The organism is Streptomyces cyaneochromogenes, assembly GCF_003963535.1.
Classification (GTDB): Bacteria; Actinomycetota; Actinomycetes; order Streptomycetales; family Streptomycetaceae; genus Streptomyces; species Streptomyces shaanxiensis.
In genome coordinates, this window is the sequence record NZ_CP034539.1 from 10,228,911 (window position 1) to 10,249,433 (window position 20,523).

Sequence of the window (20,523 nt, forward strand, 5' to 3'; positions counted from 1 at the left end):
GACCTCGGCGATGCGGTCCTTCAGTAGATCCACCGTGGGGGCATCGAGGCTGAAGGTGGTGCAGGGCAGGAGAGGGTCTCGACGTCAGTACGCCCTGTTCGGGCCGGGCGCCGCCGAGCTTGCGTACGACCGGCGGGTGGCCCCTGGTTCAGGCGAGGTCATGACGGCCTTCCCGGAGTTGCGCAATGACGTCGTCCAGCGGTACGGCCATGGCCCGCCCGACGTTGATCCAGTCGTCCTTGGCGTGGCCGAGGAGGTAGTCACGCCGTTCTGGTACCCGCTCCGCGCGCCAGTTCGTGATCAGCGCGCGCAGCGTGAGTCGTGCCAGCGCGGCAATCGGCAGCAGCGGAAGTTCCCAGTCCTCGATAGGGCGTGCCCGTTCGTAGCCGGCGACGAAGGCGCAGGCATCCAGCCAGGGGTGATCCGGCGCCCGGCCGAGTAGGTTCGCCAGGGAGACAGCAGGGTCGAAGATCACGGCACTGCGCATGGTGTCACCGAAGTCGATGACGCCGGTGACAAAGTCGTCGCTCTGCGGATCCACCACAACGTTGTAAGGGCTGTAGTCGCCGTGGATCACTTGCGTTTCGAGATCATTCAGCCTCGGGACGATGGCTCCGTCGAAAAGCCGGAAGACCTCCTGAGCCAACTGACGGTGCTCGGTATTCGGCGTGTGCTCGACGAGTCCGGTCAGCTGGTGGAAATGCCGAATGTCCCATACCAGCCCTCGTCGGTCCGCAGGGTGCTCAAATGCTTTCAGTGCCACGTCGACTCGTCCCAGCATCTCGCCCACCTTGGCGAGCTGTTCCGCGGTTGGATTCGTTCGTGCCAGGACCGGACCTTCGACGAAGTCGAACACCCGCAGAACTCGAGTCCTGCCGTCGTTCGTTTTGATGGCCACGCGGTCGTCTCCGCCGACGGTCAGCTTCACCCGCTGGACCGGCACTTCCGGAGCGGCGCCTTGGAGAAAACGCATCACGGCGGTCTGTAGAGCGACAGCCATCTCTGCCTCGTCAGGGGGTGAAACCTTCACGAGGTAGTCGTCCGAGTGGGTCCTGAGCCTGAACGTGTCATCCTTCTCCGTCGCCAGTCGCTCAAGACGTCCGCCGACGTGGTAACGCCCCTCAAGGAGGGCGCTCACCAGCATGACGTCGATGGGCTCGTGAGACGATGCCAGGCCGCTCTCCTCGAAGAGCCGTTGAGCGATTTTCATTGCCGGTGAGTTGTTCATGGTCAGTTCCTTGGCCAGCCTGCTACAGACGGTCCTTCGCGACCTCGGAGAAGGTCTCCAGGAATCGGGTCACATCGGCGGAGGTGAAGGCCAGCGGAGGGCGGATCTTCAGAACGTTCGCCGCCCTGCCCGTACCGCTGATGAGGATCCGACGGTCGCGCATGTCGTTGATGACGTCTTCGGTGCGTGAGCGGTCGGGCTCGAGCGTCTTCCGGTCCTTGACGAGTTCCACACCGACGTAGAGACCGCTGCCGCGCACCTCAGCTACGTAAGGGGAATCCTTCGTGATCTCCTGGAGCCCTGCGCGCAGAGCCGTACCGTTCTTGAGAGCGCGCTGCTGCACGTTCTCGTTCTCGAAGACATCCAGGACTGCGGCGCCGGCGGCCACAGGGATCGAGCTGCCGGCAAAGGTGTTGAAGTAGCGAACATTCTGTCCGAACGCTTCGCAGACCTCGGGGCGGAAAACCACACCGGAGATCGGCAATCCGTTGCCCATCGGCTTACCCATGGTGACGATGTCCGGCAGTACAGCATGGCGGGTGAAGCCCCACATCGAATCCCCGAGCCGGGCGAATCCCGACTGCACCTCGTCCGCGATGTAGACACCGCCGGACGCGTGCACCTCCTCCACCACGGCCTTCATGTAACCGACCGGATCCGTGAAGATTCCATCGCTGGAGTAGGCGCAGTCGGTGATCAGCGCCGCGAGCCGGTAACCGTGGCGCTCGAGGTCGTCGATCGCGCCGCGCACCTGGTTGCGCATGTGCTCGGCGAGCGTGGATCCGGGCGCGACGAGGCGCGGGTCAGGAGGATCGATGAGCCGGACGTTCGGTCCCAGCGGTGATCCTGTGCCCAGGGTCGGCGAGAAGCTCGCCACCTCACGAGTGAGGCCGTGGTAGGCCCAGCGAGTCACGATGATTCCCTCACCGCCCGTGTGGAACCTCGCCACCCGCACCGCGAGGTCGTTCGCCTCCGACCCGCTGCACGCGAGGCTCAGCTTCGACAGCTCCTCGGGGAAGGTTGCGAGAAGCCGCTCCGCGTAGTCGACCAGCGACTCCTGGACGTAGCGGGTGTTGGTGTTGACTGCCGCCATCTGGCGGGAGACGGCCTCGGCCACGTGCGGGTGGGCGTGCCCGACGCACGGAACGTTGTTGTACGCGTCGAGGTAGTCGTTGCCGTCGCGGTCGATCAGGCGGGCTCCGTGACCGGAGACGAACTCGACCGGCTCCTTGTAGATGAGCGTATAGCCAGGACCGAGCACCTTGTTCCGGCGTCGGATGGTCTCCTGGAGGTGTTCGGGGAGTTCGCTCATTCCGCCCGGGTCGAACCGGTTGGGGTAGTGGGCGAGGGCTCGACTCACCGTCGAAGTCATCATGGGCACACCTTTCGGCCTGGTTCTGTCGGAGTTGCTCGCTGCTGTGGCTGACCCTACCCCTTCTTGGTTCCAGTTCCAACCTGAAACAAGAACATCCAAGCGGGCCCGGCTCGCTCGGCGGATCGGCCTCGCTATGGTCATGAGGTGACCAGCAACCCCACATCGCGCGACTACAACAAGGCCTCAGTCCTTGATGTGGTCCTGACCCGGGCGCCCTTGACGCGGAACGAGCTCATCGAGCTCACGGGCTTGAGCAAGGCCACGGTGTCCCGAGCCGTAGAGGAGCTTCGGGCGGATGGCTTCGTCATCGACGGCGGAGTCGATGAGGTTGTCGGCCGCGGCCGCCGGTCCACCTATCTGGACGTGCCCGGCACGACCGGGCACGTCGTCGGTATCAGCTTCGGAGCGCAGACCACCTGTGTCCTCGTGACCGATCTGAGGGGTCGCGAGGTCCACCACGTGATGGTTCCCACCGCGGACCACGACGAGGTCAGGACCGGCGCCGAATGGCTGGTCGGCTTGATTGCGAAGGCCAGTGAGTCCGCACAGGGGCCACTGCGCCAGGTCGTCGCCGCGGTGCCAGGCCGGGTCCGGAACGGCAAGGAGATTTTCGGCCCGGCGGAGTCGATGAAAATCTTTGCCGGCTCTGATCTTCAGCGAGCCATTGCAGGCTTGATCAATGCTCCCGTGCTCCTCGACAGTGACGCCAATGCGTCCTTGCTGGGGATCCTCACCAACGACGCCACCGTCAGGAACGCCGCGCTCTTCAGCCTCAGCACCAACCTGAACTTCGCCAGCTGCACAGATCGCGAGCTCGCCCGCGGGCGGACGCCTGCCTTCGGGGACATTGGTGTGCTCTCCTCCGGGGTTGACGATGAGATCCTCGATGAGCTGCTGAGCACAAGAGGTCTTCTTCGCTTTGCTCGTGGGCGCGGACTCGACCTGGAACGCATCGAAGACCTCTGGCTGGAACCGCACGAAGAGATGCCGCACGCCGAGGTGCTGGAAGCGTTCACCACGGCAATCGCGACTGCTGTGAGCGTCGTCGCCGTGATGCTGGACCCTGAATCGGTCTACTTCGTGGGTCGATTGCGCCCGCTCGTCGAAGAAGTGCTTCCCGAGGTGCGCAGACGACTGAACCAGAGCCTTCCGGCGGTCCCAGAGGTCAAGACGGTGACGCAGGTGATCGGTCTGTCGACGGCACAAGGAGCGGTGGACGCATGCCTGACCTTGGCTCAGGACCGGCTACGGAACGCTGTGCTCGGGGCGCGTCGACAGAGCCAACCTGCAGAGCGATCCGCACCAGCCTTCTGACTCGGCCACCAAAACGAACCCACGCTTCATGTTGAAGCGAGGTTCCCCCTCTGCGCTGGGGGGTGTTCGTGGTGGCGACTCTGCCTGTTCCGACCCTGCCTGTGCTGACCCTGGCCGCTCGGTCCGTCTGCCGCCTTCGACGGCTCCCTGCAGACCCACGCCGGCACCCTCCGGTCCCAACTGGCCCCAGTGGTGGGTCTGTAGCGCGAGCCGCCCCCGGGAACCAGAAGCAAGGCGGCGCGAAGCGCCCCGTGCGTGGGGGAGCGGGTCACCGCTTCGCCGTCCGGGATGAAGGGGCACCCGCCAGTGCACGAAGGCCGGCAAGGTCACATCCGAGGGCTGGGGTGGTCCCCGAACCCGGGACGAACACGAGCCTTGGGTCCCAAGGGCGCGTCCCGTCGAGCGTCCCGCCCTCATCCGTTGCGGCGACATCCCCTTCTACGGCATCCCGTCCCCGGACGGCCTGAACCCCGACCCGGTGCGCCTGTCCGTCTTCATGGAGGGCTACACCCACAGCACCCGCCCGCTGGTCGGCCCCGTGCCGGGCTGCGACGACATCGTCCTGCTGGCCCGCTTCTCCGGCCAGGGCTTCAAGATCTCGCCCGCCATGGGCGACCTTGCATGAACGGGCTGACCGTGCGCCCCGGCACGCACCTCGCCGCCATCGCCACCCCCCCCACGACTGACGGGCCTCGGGCCCGCCCGGCGCAACGCACTCGCCGGTGCTCCCAACCACTACGACGAGGGCTTCGACATGGACATCGACTGGTGGCTGAAGAACGAAGCGGCCGTCACCAACGCTGGTTGGAGTGGACTCGCGGCTCAACTCGGTGTCGCCACACTGTCCGTCGAGGTGGCCGGCGTCAAGCCGGCCACCGCGACAGGCAAAGCGCTGTCCTGCGGGGACGCCGTCGCCGCCGACGTGGCGTCCATGGAGATCGCCGGGCCGTGGTCCACCGCACGCCGGTCATCCTCATGTCCGATCGCATCGCGGTCATGCGCAAAAGTCCTGATCGAGCAGTTCGACACCCCGGGGTGAATCGGCCCGGCCAAGCCGGAACGTGCCGGAGACTCTTCCCTCGCGGGATGGCAGGGGGCCTGGGCGGTTGTCGTGGCCGCGCCGCCTCATGGTCTGCGGCACCCCCGCTTGTCGTGGAGGTCTGCAACCTCGACCGATCAGCGAAGGAAGCGGTCCGCTGTGGACGCCATCGACGAGAAAATCATCGCCGAGCTGACCCGCAACGCCCGCATCTCGCACTCGGAGCTGGCCGGCAATGTGCTGCTGTCCCGCAATGCGGTGCACCACATGCCGCCTCGGCGCTGGTCCTCGTCTACCGGCAGGACCGCAGGCGCGGCGGAGACGTCCTGGCCGCACTCGAACCCATCCCCGAGGCCGTCATCTGCGAGATCCTCAGCGGGGACTTCGACATCAGCCTCGGCTGCGCACGACCTCTTGCTGACTGATCGTCTGTGTTGCGGAGATCCGGTGCTCCCCACGGCTGGGATGCGAGCCGCTTGCCGCCGCGAGGGCGCGCGTTCCGCAGCCCCTCCAGCGCGGCGGCTCGGCGTCGAACTCACGCTCAGGACACTGTGAACCCGAACCGGGTGCGGCGCTCGGCCGTGAGGACATCGGCGTGTTGGGCGACCGCCGGCGGTCCTGCCCGGTCTGGCAGGCCGGCAGCAGTGACACGGTCCGTTCGTCGCGCGGGGTCGACCGGCGTGTGGAACCTGCGGTCGGCAGGCAGGCCGCAGGTGCGGCCACGAAGGCGTTGGGCCAGGGTGCCGTGTGCCTCCCGCGAATACGGATTGCGGTGCCCAATGACAGGGCCGTTCAAGGGTACGCCGCCGACGCTCGCTGCACGGGCGGAAGCCGGCTCGCGGATCAGCTGGAGTGGGGATGAGCCAGGTCACGCCATAGCCGAGCCATCCAGTCGCGGATCGCGTTACCTCGTACACAGCAATCTCATTGGTTGAGAATTCACCTACCGAGGTAGATCAAGTAAGGCTTGCCTTATATGCTGATCGAGCCCTGCCCATCTGAGCGCGCACGGGCTCACGCCACACTCTCTCGCATGACAGGACTCCCATGCGTACGACCTCCCGCGGTCTCATCTTGACGCTTGCCCTCACTCCGTTGCTGGCCGGCTGCTTCGTGTCCGGCGCAGAAGGATCCGGTTCGGACACGCAAGGCGGATCGGCCGGTCGGCTGAGGGTCGCGCTCGCCCGGCCGCCGGTGCAGGCCCTGTCCCCGTACAGCGACGACGCGACCTTGCTGGGCAAGCTCTCCGTCGTCGAAGGGCTCACCGCCCTGGACAAGAACGGCGCCGCAGCTCCCGCGCTGGCGAAGTCCTGGAAGCAGGTCAACCCCACCACGTGGACCTTCGAGTTGCGCAAGGCGTCCTTCCAGGACGGCACGCCGGTCACGGCCGACGCGGTCGTCAACGCCCTCGACCACGCGGACGCCGCAACGCCCAAGCCCCGCGTCCTCAGTGACGTCACCCTCACCGCGAAGGCCCAGGACGCCGACACGGTCACGATCAGCACGAAGGCAGCCGACCCGGTGCTCCCGCTGCGCCTGGCCAGCCCGGTACTGGCCATCCTCTCCGCCAAGGCGTACGCCAAGGACGGCACGGCCAGCGCGATCGGCACCGGAACCGGCCCTTTTAAGGTCACGAAGCTGATCGGCAAGTCCAAGGCCTCGCTCGACCGTTACGACGGCTACTGGGGCGGCAAGGCCAAGGCGCCCGGCATCGACGTCACTTGGATAGCCGACGGCACCGCACGCGCCAACGCCCTGCGCGGCGGCGACGTCGATATCGCCGAGTGGATCCCCACCGCCCAGGCGAAGCTGCTGGACGCGAAAACCCGTCACGAAGTGCCGTCCGTACGGACCGACAGCCTCATCCTCAACACCGGCAACGGCATCTTCACCGACCCCACGCTGCGCGCGGCGGCCCGTGAGGCCGTCGACGGCTCCGCGCTGGTCGACTCGATCTTCGGCGGCTATGCCGACCCCGCTCAGGGCCTGTTCGGGCCCGCCGTGTCCTGGGCCGCCGACAAGCGCGTCGACGCCACCGGCCGCGCCAAGGCCGCGACACCCGCACAGGTCAGGTCCAAGACGAAGGGCAAGGTCCTGCGTCTGGCCGCCTACACCAACCGCGCGGAACTCCCCGAGACCGCCACCGTCCTGCAACAGCAGCTGGAGAAGGCCGGGTTCACCGTCAAGCAGGACGTACGTGAGTACACGCAGATGGAGGCCGACCTCCTCGCCGGCAAGTACGACGCCCTCGTCATGTCCCGGGTGGTGCTCCTCGACACCGGAGACGCGGTCGCGTACCTGGCGAGCGACTACACGAGCAACGGCGTGTACAACATCGCCCGTCTGAAGGACGCCAAGGTGGACCAGGCCGTCAAGGCCGCCGCCGAGGAAGGCGACGTGACGAAGCGGCAGCAGAAGATCATGGCCGCCGAGGCGGAGATCCTGCGCACCGACGCCGTCGTGCCGCTGGTCCACGAGAAGGTCGTCCAGGGCATCGCCACCGATGTCGAGGGTGTGCTCCTCGATCCGCGCGAGCGCTCCCTGATCGACGTCGATACCCACCTGAAGTAGCGGCCGATGAGCGTCATGTCGGCCGGTACCGAGGTCCGCCCGTCCCGGTGGCGCGCGAGCCTCGGCCGCCTCGCCGCCGGGACCGCGCTGCTGACGGCCGTGGCCATGCTGCCTTGGCTGTCCGGCAACGACCCCGCGCTGACCGTCCTGCGGGCCCGCTCCGCCGACCAAAATCCGACCCCTGAGCAGCTGGCCGCCGTCCGGGAGCAACTGGGGCTGGACGAGGGGCCGTTCGCGCATCTCGCGCACTGGCTCGGCGGGCTGCCGAGGGGCGAGGCGGGCACCTCCTGGGTGTCGGGTGAGGCGGTGCTGCCCCAGGTGACGGGTGCCTTCGCGGTCTCCTTCACGCTGATGCTCGGGGCGCTCGTGGTCACCATCGCCGTCGCCGCACTGGTCAGCGCCCGCACCGTGTATCTCGGCTCCCGGCGACGGCTGCACCGGGGGAGAGGGGTCATCGGGGTCGCTGTCCTCGCCGCCCTCCCCAAGTTCCTGCTCGCCTCGCTCCTCGCCACCGTCTGCGGGGTGTGGCTGGGCTGGTTCCCGTCCAGCGGGTGGGCGGGACCGGCGTCGATGGTGCTGCCCGCGCTCGCCCTCGGTGTCCCGTCCGGGGCGATGATCGGCGGTCTGCTCGACCAGTCCCTGCCCGCCGCCTTCAACGAGCCGTGGGCCCGGACCTGGCACGCCTACGGCTACGCGCCCGGCCGCGTCGCCCGGCATGCGCTGCGGCGCGCACTGGCCGGAGTGCTCCCGCAACTCCTGCCGACCGTCGTCGCCCTGGTCGGCGGCGCCGTCGCGGTGGAGAAGATCTTCAACATTCCCGGGCTCGGTCGCCTCGCCCTGGACGCCGCCATAGCCCAGGACCTGCCACCCCTGCAGACCGCGACCCTGGCCCTCATCCTGCTCGGCGTCGTCGCCGGCCTGCTCATCCAGGCCCTGCGTCGCGCGCTGCTCGGCCCGGCCCTGCGGGACGGGGCCCTGCCCGCGCTGCACGCACCGGCCGCTTCCCGAGGGCGCTTCACCCGCTGGGCCGCCGTGGCCTGTGCCCTCGCCCTGCTCGCTCTGGTCACCACCGGACTGCTCCGCGATCCGCTCCATGTGGACACGGCGGCCCGACTGCTCCCGCCCTCAGCCGCACACCCGTTGGGCACCGACGCGCTTGGCCGCGATCTGCTGGCCCGGCTGGGCCACGGGGCGCTGCGCACGGTGGGCGTGGCCCTCGTGGTGACCGCGGTGTGCGTGCTCGCCGGGCTGTTGCTCGGCATGGCGGCTCAAGTCGGCGCGGGGCTCACGGAAGTGGTGTCGACGATGCCGGCGGTCCTCGCCGGACTGCTGACCACCGCGGTGACCGGCCCGTCGGCCTGGGGCGCCGCCCTCGCGGTCTGCCTGGTCGGCTGGACCCCTTACGCCGCCCAGGCCGCGGCATTGCTGGAACAGGAGCGGGCCAGCGGCCACATGCTCGCGTCCCTCTCCTTCGGTGCCGGTCCGGGCTATCTCCTCCGCTACCACCTGCTGCCCGCCGTACTGCCCCCCGTCCTGCGCAACGCCCTCCTGCGCCTGCCCACCACCGTCCTCGTACTGGCCTCTCTGGGCTTCCTCGGTCTGGGCGAGCAGCCGCCCACCGCGGAGTGGGGCCGCCTGCTGTCGGAGAACCAGCCGTACGTGGAACTGGCGCCCTGGACCGTACTCGGCCCGGCGTGCGCACTCGTCCTGCTCTCCGTTCTCGCCGTGTCCGGCACGGACGCCGCGGCTGTGCGCAGCCCGGCGTCCGTCCGGAAGTCCCGTCGGTCCAGTGGGAGAGGTGCGCAGGCGCAGGGCGGGGTCAGTGCCGGGCGAACTGAACGCCGGTCGGCTGCACGACGTTCGCCAGCAGCTTGATCCCGGAGACGGTCAGGCGTTCCCCGTAGATGTCGGTGACTCTGACCGAGCCACCGCACCCGCTGCCGTCGGCGGAGATGAAGTAGTTGTACTCCGTGCGGGGCAACTGCCGCCAGCTGCCGCCGGCCCGGACCTCCAGGCGGGCGACCGGGTTGCGGTGGCCGATCGCCTGGATGGCGCACCAATAGGGGCTGGACCCGGTCTTGTACCTGAGGGACATCGTCTCGGAGGTGCTGGGGCTCAGCAGCTGCCAGGTGATCGCGATCCGGCCGACCTTGAGGTCGGCGAGCTTGGCGAAGGCCTGTTGGCTGAGGTCGATCTGCCCGGGTGCGCAGGGCAGCGGGCACTCGTTGGTTATCCGCACCGTGATCGACTTGCCGTTGGCCGCGCGGACGAGCACGTACGCGCCGCATGCCTTGGACGTCTCGTAGTCCGTGGTGTTCATGGCCGCGATCATGAGGTCGGGACTCGGGCCGAACAGGCAGGCACCGTTTCCGTCCGCGGCCTCGTAGGCGGTGGCGACCCCGGAGTAGGTGGTGCCGGGCCGAATCCGCCCTGCCGATACCGCCGTGGTGGACGCCGTTCGCCGGGGCTGCGGCGTTCCCGTGGCCGACGGGCGTGGCGACGCGGTGGTCGCGGTGGCCTTCGGACTGGGGCTGCTGGTGGGCGTCGGCTTCCCCGACGCGGTCGGGGTGCTCGTCTCGGTCGGGGTGGTGGACTTCACCTGGGTGGTGGCGACGGGTGTGGGCGCGGCCGCGACCGTATCCGTCCTGTCGTCGGGGAGCACCCCCATGACCAGGTAGGCGAGCGCGCTCGCGGCGGTCAGTGCCAACGTGGTGCCCAGTATGAGCCGGCGCCTCTGCCTGCGCTGCCGCGCGGCCTGCCTTGCTGTCTGCATACCTGTCCGTTCGGAAGATCGAGCCGATGGTGCACTGCTCAGTGGCCGCCGGGAGCGGAAAGGTTGCCGACGATCCCGAAATCTTTTCTGACCGGGGCTGGTTCGAGTCCAGCCTTTCGGCGGGGGTGCTCACGCTGGTCGGGGGAGTGGATGCCTGCGGGGGGCGGGATGGGATGGAGGCGACAGCGCCCAGCCGGCCTGCGGCATCGGCCCATCGAGCAAGTGACGAGTCCCGTGAAGATCACCTTTCTGCTCCACAACGCCTACGCCGTCGACGGCACGGTGCGGGCCACGGCCAACCTGGCCGCCGCACTCGCGATACGACACGACGTGGAGATCGTCTCCTCCTACCGGACCGCCGGCCGGATGCCGCTCGTGGTGGGGGAGCGGGTGAGGACGCGGGCGCTGGTGGATCTCCGGCCCACCACCCGGCGGACCGCGGCCGAGGCGGCCGACCTGCGCTCGCCGGGCACGGTGTGCCCGCACGATTCCCTCCATGCCGGCTGGACACCGCCGAGCAGGCTCGGCGAGACACGCCTTGCCGCACACCTGCGGAGTACCGACTCCGACGTGGTGATCGCGACGCGCCCGTACCTAGTCTGTTTCCTGGCCCAGCACGGCCGCGCCGACTACCTCCGCGTCGGCCAGGAATACGCGGGCCGCGACGCGCACGGCACCGCCCTGCTGGGTGATTTGGACGCGGCCGTCTCCCGCCTCGACGCCTACGTCACCCTGTCCCAGGCCGACGAACGGGCCCACCGTGCGGCGCTCCACGGCCTGCGGACGCGGGTGACTACCGTTCCCGTCTGTTGTCCCGCGCCGGACGCCGAGCCCTCCACCGGCGAGTCCCGGATCGTCCTGGCCGGCGGTCGGCTGACACCGGTCAAGCGCTACGACCGTCTCGTGGACGCCTTCGCCAAGGTCGCGGCCGTACACCCGGACTGGAGCTTGCGGATCTACGGACGCGGCCGGGAGCGGCTGCGGCTCCGTCGCCGTATCGAGGAACTCGGCCTGTACAACAACGTGCTGCTGATGGGCGCCCGCACGTCCATGGAAGCGGAGTGGGCCAAGGGTGCTCTCGCCGTGGTGTCCAGCAGCAGCGAACCGCCCGGCATGTCCCTTGTGGAGGCCATGAGTTCCGGGCTCCCGGTGGTCAGCACCGACTGCGACCACACGCCCCGCGAGATCATCACGCACGGCGAGGACGGCCTCTTGGTCCCGGCCCACGGCCCGGTCGAGGACGCGCTCGCCGACGCACTGTGCCGTCTGATCGAGAACGAGGCCGAGCGCGGGCGGATGGCCGAGGCGGCCCGGCGGAACTCCGAGCGCTTCCGCCCCGAACACATCGCCGCGCGGTACGAGGCCCTGTTCACGGACCTCCGGCCGGAACTCGGCCGCCGGTCGACGAAGGCCGCGACCGGTCCGCGGCGGCGAACCCGGCTGTTCACCCTGGGCGTCGCCCGGCTCGGGCAGCCGGTCACGGTCGGCTGTCAGGTCATGCCTGGAGGGTCGCTGGCGTTCGACGTGGCCGCGGACCAACTGCCGTCCGGCCGATGGGAGGTGGTCCTGCGACACCGGAACGAGAACCCCGCCACCACGCCACGGATTCAGCTCGAACAGCACGGCACGGACGGCGACGGGAGTATGCGGGCCGTCCTCGACCAACGTCACTGGGAACTCGCCGAGGGCGACTGGGACGTGTTCCTTCAACGCGCAGGCGGCAGCAGGTCACGACCGGTCCGAGCAGGGCTTGTCGAGACCGCGCGCCTTCTGGATCCCGCAGCCCTCCGGCCGGCGGACGAGGGGGTGCGGACATGGATCCCGTACGCGACCGAAGGCGGAGAGCTCGCCGTACGCATCTGGCTCCGGCCCGCGCACGCGGAGGTCACCTCCGTCGATGTCGACGACTACGCACTGCGGTTGAAGGGCTCGCTCCACGGAAGGACCGCGCGGGCGCACCACTACCGCTTCACGGCCCGGCTCCGGGCGAACGGCGGCCATCTCATCGACGCCCCTTGTCCCGTCGATGCGTACGGCGACTTCCACATCACCCTGCCGGTCGATGTGGTGGCCGAACTCCATCCCGGCAAAGAGGCGTTGTGGGATCTGCGCCTGAGCGCGTACGGCGGGCCGGAGATCCGCCTGGCGATGGTGACCGGCGATCTCTTCGACCGCCGGGACGTCAGCGTCTTCCCGGCCGTCCGGTGCGCGGGTCCCGGCGGCCCGCTGTCGCTGCGGCCCCGGCTGACACATGATCACGACCTGGTGCTCAGCACCGCCGATGCGGTGCTGAGCGGACCGTAGAAGGGGGCAACCCCAACGGTCAGAGGGCGACGAGTTGCCACTGCTGGTTGGTTCGGACGTATCCGCTTCCCGCGTCGACAAGCTTCCAGTGCTGGTTGTCGCTGTCGTTGTCCCGCCACTGGATGAGCTGGGCGCTTTGGCCGGAACCCCCAGGGCTGTCGAGGACCCTGCCGCTGTGGCGCGCGACGAGACGGAAGGAACCGTCGGCGGCGGACAGCAGCCGCCACTGCTCGTTCTCGCTGCCGGACCAGCCCTGCTGGATGATCTCGGCGCCGTCGGCGGTGCTGCCGCTGGCGACGTCGAGCACCTTGCCGCTGCGCCGGTTGACCAGCCGGAAGAAGCCGCTGAGCAGGGCGACGGTGATGTCCGTTCGCTGAGAAGCTGTGGATCCGGATCCGGCCGCGGGCCCGGACTCCGGCGATCGAGCCCTTCGGCAGTTGGTCGGGCAGCGCGGGGACGATTTCCAGCACTCCGGGCCGGCTGTAGATCAGGGCTTCGGCGAGCAAGCCGGGGATGGCGTTAGCGGCGTCGGCGTTGTAGATGTCGAGGTTCGGGTTGTGGGAGGTCATCAGCGACTTGAAGACCATGTTGTTGCCGAGGATCTTCCGCAGGTTGCCGTAGACCTGTCTGCCGTCCTTCAGCCGGGCCCCGGCCAGTGCGCGGTGCAGGCTCCCGTGGGCGGAGACGTTCTGTATCGGTGACCGTGGCGCCGGTCCCCGAGGCGACGACGCGGGTGACGCCCTCGTAGCCGAAGGTGGCCTGCCCCGCGGGGTAGGTGCCGCGCAGGTTTGTCGGCCCGGGAGACGAACGCCCGGCGGGTCCAGGTCCCGAACTGGTCGGTCCAGCTCGAACTCACCTCGCCGGTACGGAAGTCGGTGACCCGCCCGTAGTTGTTGACCGTGGTCATGCCCGGGGTGCCGATGCGTAGTTCGTACGCGGGGTGGTAGACCTGCGTCCAGCGCAGCGACCAGCCCGACGCGTAGTCCCGGTTGGCTCCCGCGTAGTCACCCGCGAGCGCTTTGTCGCGTGCGCCTTCCAGACAGCCGGCGATCACGGGCGGGGCACGTCACGGGTGCCGTTCGGCAGCACCAGCCGGTGGTAGTTGAACACCACCTTCTCGGGGGCGGGAGCGCCGTACAGCACGGCCCCGTATTCGCCGTTGCCGGGTGAGGAAGCCGTCGGTCCAGGAGGAGGCCGGTGAGGTGTCGTGGATGCCGCGCTCGGGGAGCGTGATCTGCGGTGGCACGGCCGCTTCCGCCCGGCCTGAGAGCAGTCCGCCGGGCGGAGCGGCGGCTCCGGCGGTCAGTGCGGCCGCGCTGAGGAACCGAGTGCGGTCGATGGGGCTGGCCGTCACGGGGACTCCTTTGGCCGGTCGGTGGTGCGTGGTCGTGCGTGCGGGCGGGCGGCCGGTGTAGTGACCCACCGCCGCCCGGTCGGCTTGGACGGAATCCGGGCGGCGGCGGGTGGCTGGGGAAATGAGGGATCAGAGGGCGGTGAAGCTCCACAGCAGATTGGTGCTGCTGCCGTACGTCCACTGCTTGGTGACGGAGCCCGACTGGACGTTGCCGCCGCCGTCGAGGACGAGGCCGGTGGTGCGGTTGGCGATCGAGTAGCGGTCGCCGCCCCGGTGGACGATCTTCCACTGCTGGTTGGCGCCGCCGTTCCACGGAGCCTGCCGGGCCGGAGAGCCGTCGGAGGTGGCGCCCCAGCCGTCGGCGACCATGCCGTTGGTGCGGTTGACCAGCCGGTAGTAGCCGCCTTCGACCGGCTCGGCGTGCCACTGCAGGTTGGAGCTGCCGTCCCAGGTCCACTGCTTGAGGTTGGACCCGGAGCCGACATTGCCGCCGCTGTCCAGGGCGAGGCCATTGGTGGCGTTGGTGATCCGGAAGTACGACGCCGGGTTGAACTGGACCCTCAGCGAGGTGATCTGGTCGTTGTTGCCGGTGACACGAAGGTCGGGGTTCTCGGCGGTGAACGTCCAGGAGGTGCCGGTGAAGTTGTCTCCGGAATAGCCGATCACCTGGTAACCGGGCGCCGGCCGGAGAGAGGACAGGGTGCGCGCGCCGAGTCCGGCCGCGGTCAGGTCGGCTGCGGTGTAGTCGCCGACCGTGAACACGCCCGCGTTGCCGGTGTAGTTGACGTTCGTGAAGGCGACGGCTCCGGCGAGCGGGCGCAGCGCCGGGATCGAGCCGGAGAAGGCCAGCTTCAGGACGTAGGCGTTCGCACTGTACGGCGCAGAGGACGGCAGGGTGACCGTCAGGCCGGAGGAGCTCTGGGTCGGTGTGGGCAGGTCGATGTAGGTGCCGGCGGCGGAGCCGAGGAGCTTGACCGAGGTCAGCGACGAGAGGTTGATCCGGTCCGAGCTGAGGGTCTTGATCGTCAGTGAACTGCCGGGCCAGCCCAGGACGGTGGCGTACAGGACGGTGCCGGCCTTGTTGCGGGTGAAGCGGATGTCCTGCGGGGTACCGGCGTGCGGGGTGGTGAACGAGCCGCCGCCCATCTTCGTCGGGCCCTCGCCGTACTCGGTCCAGGCGCGGGTCGCGTACACCGACTCGCCGAAACGCTTCAGGTGGTCGCCGATGCCGAGCAGGATGTCCTTCTGCGCCTGGGGGATGGTCCCGTCGGCCATCGGCGCGATGTTCAGCAGGACGTTGCCGTTCTTGCTGACCCGGTCGAGGAACGAGTGCAGCATCTGCTGGAGCGTGTAGTAGCCGATGCCCTGCGTGTAGCACCAGCTGCTGCTGGAAATGCTGTCGTCGGTCAGCCAGTACGGGGTGGTGAGGTCGGCCGGGCCGCCGCGCTCGTAGTCGAAGACCTCGCCCTTGCCGTTCATGCCGTCCTTGTACGTGGTGACGACCTCACGGCCCCAGGCGTTGGCCTGGTTGTAGTAGTACGCAAGGAAGTTGAGGCGCTGTTGCTCGTCGACGGCGCGCAGGTTGAAGTCCTGCCACAGGATGTCGGGCTGGGCGCGGTCGACGACCTCCTTGAGCTTGTCGAACCAGAGCTGGTTCTCCGCAGCCGACCCCAGTTGCCCGTAGAGCTTCTTGAGGCTCGGATCCGTCTGGGCGGGGACGTGTTCGTAGAAGCCGGTGAAGTTGTACGCGTGGTGCATGGCCACCAGCAGCTTGAGGCCCTTCGCGCGGATGGCCGTGGAGAAGAGCTTCAGCAGGTCCAGGCCCGGGCCCTTCTTCACCGAGTTCCACTCGTTGACCTGGCTGTCCCACATGGAGAAGCCGTCATGGTGCTCGGCGACCGGGCCGGCGAACCTGGCGCCGGCGTCGACGAACAGCTGCACCCACTCGTCGGGGTCGAACTTCCCGCCGGCCGACTTCAGCTTCGGCGCGAACTTCACGAAGTTGCCCGCCAGGTCCTGAGCGCCGTTGATGAAGTTGTGGTATGGCCATGCCGACGGCTGGCCGTAGGTCGCGATGTGGTGCTGGTTGGCGGTGTCGCCGGCCCGGTACATGTTGCGCGGGTACCACTCGTTGCCGAAGGCCGGGACGCTGAAGACGCCCCAGTGGAAGTAGATCCCGAACTTCGCGTCCTGGAACCACTCCGGGGCCGCCGGGTGCTGGTCGACCGAGTTCCAGTCGGGCGTGTAGGTGCTGGGTGCCGCCTGGGCGATGCCGGAACCGAACACGCCTCCGGCAACGGCCGTCGCGGCCACGCAGGTGGCGCCGGCCAGGAAGTGGCGTCTGTTGATCGAACTCGACATGGAGAGACATCCCTGGTGCAGGAGGGGACAGGGGGGCTGCAGGGGGACACGAGGCGGCGCGACTGCTGTGCAAAGGGCGCCGCTTGTTACGCATGAAGGTCCGCCATGTCTCCGTGGGATGTCAACCGGTGTGCAGGGATGAAAAGCGTCATCCGGTCAGGCAATTGACGCCATTTATGGCAGGTTTGATGTGCTTTACGACTACCGAAACATGGCATGTCTGCCACGGCCTCGCGGCTGATTGAGACCGTTCGTTCGCGAGGATTGATGGGATGGATCTTGTCCTTGCAGCGCCGCACTCCTCACTCCTGGGTAGGTGATGAGCTGCCGATTCAATGTGGATGCAGGCGAGGGTCTGGACAGCACGCCGGGGGCGCACCTATAAACATCCCATCTCTATCGCACGGCGATACGCAGATGTCGTCGAGGCGAAACAACTCCCGCTACGGGACCGGCGCGAGGAAGCACCGATGAGAGTCAGAACCGCCCTGTGTTCAGCCGTCTCCGCCCTGTCCGCACTGGCTCTGCTCAGTGCGTGCGGCAGCGGCTCCACCTCGGCGTCGTCGAGCGACAAGCCGCTGGTCGGCGTCGACTACCCCCGCTCCGACACCGACTTCTGGAACTCCTACATCAAGTACACGCCCCAGTTCGGCAAGGAGTTGGGCCTGGACCTGAAGACCACCAACTCGCAGAACGACGTCGCCAAGCTGACCGCCAACGCGCAGACTTTCATCAGCCAGGGCGTCAAGGGTCTCGCGATGGCCCCGCAGGACACCGCCGCCATCGCGCCCACCCTCGCGCAGTTGGAGGCGAAGAAGATCCCGGTCGTCACCGTCGACACGCGCCCCGACACCGGCAAGGTGTTCATGGTCGTGCGCGCCGACAACCGCGCCTACGGCGAGAAGGCCTGCCAGTACCTCGGCACCAAGCTCGGCGGCAAGGGCAAGGTCGTCATGCTCCAGGGCGACCTGTCCTCCATCAACGGCCGTGACCGCACCGAGGCGTTCAACGACTGCATGAAGAAGAACTACCCGGACATCAGGGTGTTCGGCGAGGCCACCAACTGGGACGGCGCCGTCGCCGCCCAGAAGCTGCAGACCGACCTGACCGCCCACCCGGACATCAAGGGCATCTACATGCAGTCCAGCTTCGCCCTGTCCGGCACGCTCCAAGTCCTCAAGCAGAAGGGTCTGTTGGTGGAGCCGAAGGACAAGAAGCACGTCTTCGTCGTCTCCAACGACGGCATCCCCGAGGAGCTCAAGTCCATCGCCGAGGGCAAGGTCGACGCCACCGTCTCGCAGCCGGCCGACCTCTACGCCAAGTACGCCCTGTACTACCTGAAGGCCGCGATCGACGGGAAGACGTTCAAGCCCGGCAAGACCGACCACGACAGCACGATCATCCAGGTCCGCGACGGCCTGCTGGAGGACCAGCTCTCCGCGCCGCTCGTCACCGCCGACGGCGGCACCTACGGCGGCGTCCCCAGCGTCAAGAGCGACGACAAGTCGCTGTGGGGCAACAACCTCGGCTGACGGCCCATCCGGTACGGCAACGGCTCACCCACACAAGGCGGTTGAGATGAGCGACGGGGAGCGGACAGTCACCCCCGCGCCCGCCCCGACGGACGACGGACGGACCCTGGAGGGCCCGCCCGTCGTCGAGGCGACGGGCATAGTCAAACGATTCGGTCCGACGGTCGCCCTGAACGGCGCCCGGATCACCATCAGGCCTGGTGAGACCCATGCGCTCGTCGGCCGCAACGGAGCCGGCAAGTCGACCCTGGTGTCCGTCCTCACCGGCCTCCAGGCCCCCGACGAGGGAACGGTCACCTTCGGCGGCGGACCCGCCCCGCGGCTCAGCGACCGGGACGCCTGGCGTCGGCGCGTGGCCTGCGTCTACCAGAAGTCGACGATCATCCCCACGCTGACCGTCGCCGAGAACCTCTTCCTGAACCGGCACGACCGCGGACAGAGCCGGCTCATCAGCTGGCAGGCCACCCGTCGCCGCGCACAGGAGCTGTTGTCGACCTGGTCGGTGGACGTCGACCCGCAGACCCCGGCCGGCGACCTGAGCGTCGAGCAGCGGCAGTTCGTCGAGATCGCCCGAGCGCTGTCCTTCGGGGCGCGGTTCATCATCCTCGACGAGCCCACCGCCCAGCTCGACGCGGCTGCCATCAACCGGCTCTTCGACCGCATCCGCGACCTGCAGCGCCAAGGCGTCACCTTCCTGTTCATCAGCCACCACCTCCAGGAGATCTACGAGATCTGCGACATGGTGACGGTGTTCCGCGACGCCCGGCACATCGTGACCGCGCCGGTCGCGGACCTTCCCCGCGCCGAACTCGTCGCAGCCATGACCGGCGAGGCGGCCGCCGACCGGCGCGAGGACCGGGCGAGCACCCTCGACCCCGGCGCCACGGCCGCGCTGAACGTCCGTGCGCTGCGGGGCGACGGGTACGACGACGTCAGCTTCCGGATCGGGGCCGGCGAGATCGTGGGCCTCGCGGGCGCCGCCGGCAGCGGTCGTACCGAGGTCGCCGAGACCGTCGTAGGGCTGCGGGCGGCAACCACGGGCGAGGTGGAGATCGCCGGCAACCGGCCCCGGCCCGGCAGCGTGCCCGCGGCGCTCGCCGCCGGCGCCGGGTTCGTCCCCCAGGACCGGCACCACCAGGGCTTCGTCCCCGACATGTCGATCGCGGACAACGCCACCCTGTCCGTTCCCCGTAGGCTCGGACCCAACGGGTTCCTCAGCCGCGGCCGCCGGGACCGGATCGCCGAGAGCCTGATCGAGAACCTCGCGATCAAGACTCCCGGTCCCGAACTGCCCGTCTCCGCCCTGTCCGGAGGCAACCAGCAGAAGGTCGTCATGGCCCGCGCCCTGGCCGACGATCCCCGGCTGCTGGTCCTGATCAACCCCACCGCGGGCGTGGACGTGCGCTCCAAGGAGTTCCTCCTCGGCAAGGTCGAGGAGACCGCGGAAACCGGCACCGGAGTGCTCATCGCCTCCGACGAACTCGACGACCTGCGCATGTGCGACCGGGTCCTGGTGATGTTCCAGGGCCGAGTGACCTCGGAGATCGCCCGCGGCTGGCACGACCACGACCTCGTGGCCGCGATGGAAGGAGTGGACCTGCATGCCCGAAGTGATGCCTGAACCCGTCCTCGCGGACACCGCCGCCGCCAAGGCCCCGGAGCCTCGTCAGCCGAAGCGGACCGCGCTGCTCGGCGGCCGGATACCCCTGGCCCGGCTGCGCGACCTCGCGCTCGTCCCGGCCATCGTGGTCATCGCGATCGTCGGACAGATCGTCAACCCGGTCTTCCTGCAGGCCGACAACCTCATCAACGTCCTGCAGACCATGTCCGAGATCGCCCTGCTGGTCCTCGCCCAGGCGATGGTCCTGATCGTCAAGAAGATGGACCTGTCGCTGGAGTCCACCATGGGCCTCGCCCCCGGCGTCGCGGCCTGGCTGGTGGTGCCGACCGGCGCGACCCATGGGCTCGGACTGCTCCCCGGCGCGTGGGCCGTCCCCGTCACCCTCGCCGTGGGCGCGCTCATCGGCGTGATCAACGCCCTGCTCATCATCCGCTTCGGCCTCAACGGCTTCATCGTCACCCTCGGCATGCTGATCGTCCTGCGCGGCATCCTCACCGGCATTTCCGGCGGCCAGACCTTCTTCCAGCTGCCGGAGTCGATGCTCTACCTCGGCACCGCACAGTGGTTCGGGATGCCCACATCGATCTGGATCTGCCTGGCGCTGTTCGCCGTCGCGATCGTGCTCCTCGGCTGGACGAGCTTCGGGCGCTCGCTGTACGCCATCGGCGGCAACGTCGACGCGGCCAAGGCCGCCGGCATCCGCACCGACCGGGTGCTGTGGATCGTCATCGTCACCGGCAGCGTGCTCGCCGCCCTCGCCGGACTGATGCTCTCCGGACGCCTCGCCTCCGTCGCCTCCGCACAGGGCAATGGCTACATCTTCACCGTCTTCGCCGCAGCCGTCATCGGCGGAATCAGCCTCAACGGCGGCAAGGGCACCATGTTCGGCGCCTTCAGCGGCATCCTGCTCCTCTTCATGATCCAGAACGTGCTGACGCTGGCCGGTGTCCCGGCTCAGTGGATCGGCGCCCTCAACGGTCTGATCATCCTGGTCGCGCTGACCATCTCACGCATCACGGGCGGCAAGGTCCAGGAGTGAAACGGGCGGCCC

The 20,523-nt window shown here is 68.6% G+C and carries 17 protein-coding genes; 10 read left to right on the forward strand and 7 right to left on the reverse strand.

What is annotated here, in order from left to right:
- Positions 1–148: 148 nt before the first annotated feature.
- Complete coding sequence (locus tag EJ357_RS45860) at positions 149–1,228, reverse strand: phosphotransferase (protein WP_228472813.1); 1,080 nt, start codon at positions 1,226–1,228, stop codon at positions 149–151.
- Between the two features lie 22 nt (positions 1,229–1,250).
- Positions 1,251–2,603 (reverse strand): aspartate aminotransferase family protein, encoded by a 1,353-nt coding sequence (locus EJ357_RS45865; RefSeq protein WP_228472814.1) that lies wholly within the window; start codon positions 2,601–2,603, stop codon positions 1,251–1,253.
- Between the two features lie 144 nt (positions 2,604–2,747).
- Between EJ357_RS45865 and EJ357_RS45870 the strand changes: the two genes are divergently transcribed.
- The 6 genes from EJ357_RS45870 to EJ357_RS45895 all read left to right on the forward strand — a co-directional run bounded on the left by EJ357_RS45870 (position 2,748) and on the right by EJ357_RS45895 (position 9,402).
- Positions 2,748–3,917: an ROK family transcriptional regulator gene (locus EJ357_RS45870; RefSeq protein ID WP_126398559.1), complete on the forward strand. Its 1,170-nt coding sequence runs from the start codon at positions 2,748–2,750 to the stop codon at positions 3,915–3,917.
- 478 nt (positions 3,918–4,395) lie between these two features.
- Positions 4,396–4,542 (forward strand): hypothetical protein, encoded by a 147-nt coding sequence (locus tag EJ357_RS45875; protein WP_323377730.1) that lies wholly within the window; start codon positions 4,396–4,398, stop codon positions 4,540–4,542.
- A 129-nt stretch (positions 4,543–4,671) separates the two neighbouring features.
- Positions 4,672–4,956 (forward strand): hypothetical protein, encoded by a 285-nt coding sequence (locus tag EJ357_RS49915; protein ID WP_228472815.1) that lies wholly within the window; start codon positions 4,672–4,674, stop codon positions 4,954–4,956.
- 159 nt (positions 4,957–5,115) lie between these two features.
- Positions 5,116–5,511 carry an AsnC family transcriptional regulator gene (locus EJ357_RS45885; RefSeq protein WP_228472816.1) on the forward strand — a complete coding sequence of 132 codons (396 nt, stop codon included), beginning with the start codon at positions 5,116–5,118 and terminating at the stop codon, positions 5,509–5,511.
- A gap of 492 nt (positions 5,512–6,003) precedes the next feature.
- A complete protein-coding gene (locus EJ357_RS45890) occupies positions 6,004–7,527 on the forward strand; it encodes an ABC transporter substrate-binding protein (protein ID WP_126398561.1) in 1,524 nt (507 codons plus the stop codon).
- A 6-nt stretch (positions 7,528–7,533) separates the two neighbouring features.
- Positions 7,534–9,402: an ABC transporter permease subunit gene (locus EJ357_RS45895; protein ID WP_126398563.1), complete on the forward strand. Its 1,869-nt coding sequence runs from the start codon at positions 7,534–7,536 to the stop codon at positions 9,400–9,402.
- On the opposite strand, the gene EJ357_RS45900 is transcribed toward EJ357_RS45895, so the two are convergent.
- Complete coding sequence (locus EJ357_RS45900; RefSeq protein WP_126398565.1) at positions 9,347–10,300, reverse strand: expansin EXLX1 family cellulose-binding protein; 954 nt, start codon at positions 10,298–10,300, stop codon at positions 9,347–9,349. The genes EJ357_RS45895 and EJ357_RS45900 overlap by 56 nt on opposite strands.
- Before the next feature lie 222 nt (positions 10,301–10,522).
- Between EJ357_RS45900 and EJ357_RS45905 the strand changes: the two genes are divergently transcribed.
- Positions 10,523–12,604 carry a glycosyltransferase gene (locus EJ357_RS45905; RefSeq protein WP_175647771.1) on the forward strand — a complete coding sequence of 694 codons (2,082 nt, stop codon included), beginning with the start codon at positions 10,523–10,525 and terminating at the stop codon, positions 12,602–12,604.
- Between the two features lie 19 nt (positions 12,605–12,623).
- Here EJ357_RS45905 and EJ357_RS49920 read toward each other — a convergent pair whose 3' ends face one another.
- The 4 genes from EJ357_RS49920 to EJ357_RS45915 form a co-directional block, all read right to left on the reverse strand.
- Complete coding sequence (locus EJ357_RS49920) at positions 12,624–12,911, reverse strand: RICIN domain-containing protein (RefSeq protein WP_407698453.1); 288 nt, start codon at positions 12,909–12,911, stop codon at positions 12,624–12,626.
- 330 nt (positions 12,912–13,241) lie between these two features.
- Entirely contained in the window at positions 13,242–13,658 is a 417-nt protein-coding gene (locus EJ357_RS49925) for a glycoside hydrolase N-terminal domain-containing protein (protein ID WP_228472817.1), read from the reverse strand.
- Between the two features lie 12 nt (positions 13,659–13,670).
- Positions 13,671–13,958: a hypothetical protein gene (locus tag EJ357_RS49930; RefSeq protein ID WP_228472818.1), complete on the reverse strand. Its 288-nt coding sequence runs from the start codon at positions 13,956–13,958 to the stop codon at positions 13,671–13,673.
- A 129-nt stretch (positions 13,959–14,087) separates the two neighbouring features.
- Entirely contained in the window at positions 14,088–16,319 is a 2,232-nt protein-coding gene (locus EJ357_RS45915) for an alpha-L-fucosidase (protein ID WP_126398568.1), read from the reverse strand.
- Between the two features lie 470 nt (positions 16,320–16,789).
- On the opposite strand from EJ357_RS45915, the gene EJ357_RS45920 reads away from it, so the two are divergent.
- The 3 genes from EJ357_RS45920 to EJ357_RS45930 are packed head-to-tail and all read left to right on the forward strand — an operon-like array spanning position 16,790 to position 20,511.
- Positions 16,790–17,851, forward strand: coding sequence for a sugar ABC transporter substrate-binding protein (locus EJ357_RS45920; protein WP_126398570.1), 1,062 nt, complete (start codon positions 16,790–16,792; stop codon positions 17,849–17,851).
- Between the two features lie 46 nt (positions 17,852–17,897).
- Entirely contained in the window at positions 17,898–19,472 is a 1,575-nt protein-coding gene (locus tag EJ357_RS45925; protein WP_126398572.1) for a sugar ABC transporter ATP-binding protein, read from the forward strand.
- Positions 19,465–20,511 carry an ABC transporter permease gene (locus EJ357_RS45930; protein ID WP_126400923.1) on the forward strand — a complete coding sequence of 349 codons (1,047 nt, stop codon included), beginning with the start codon at positions 19,465–19,467 and terminating at the stop codon, positions 20,509–20,511. The genes EJ357_RS45925 and EJ357_RS45930 overlap by 8 nt, the downstream gene beginning before the upstream one ends.
- Positions 20,512–20,523: the final 12 nt, after the last annotated feature.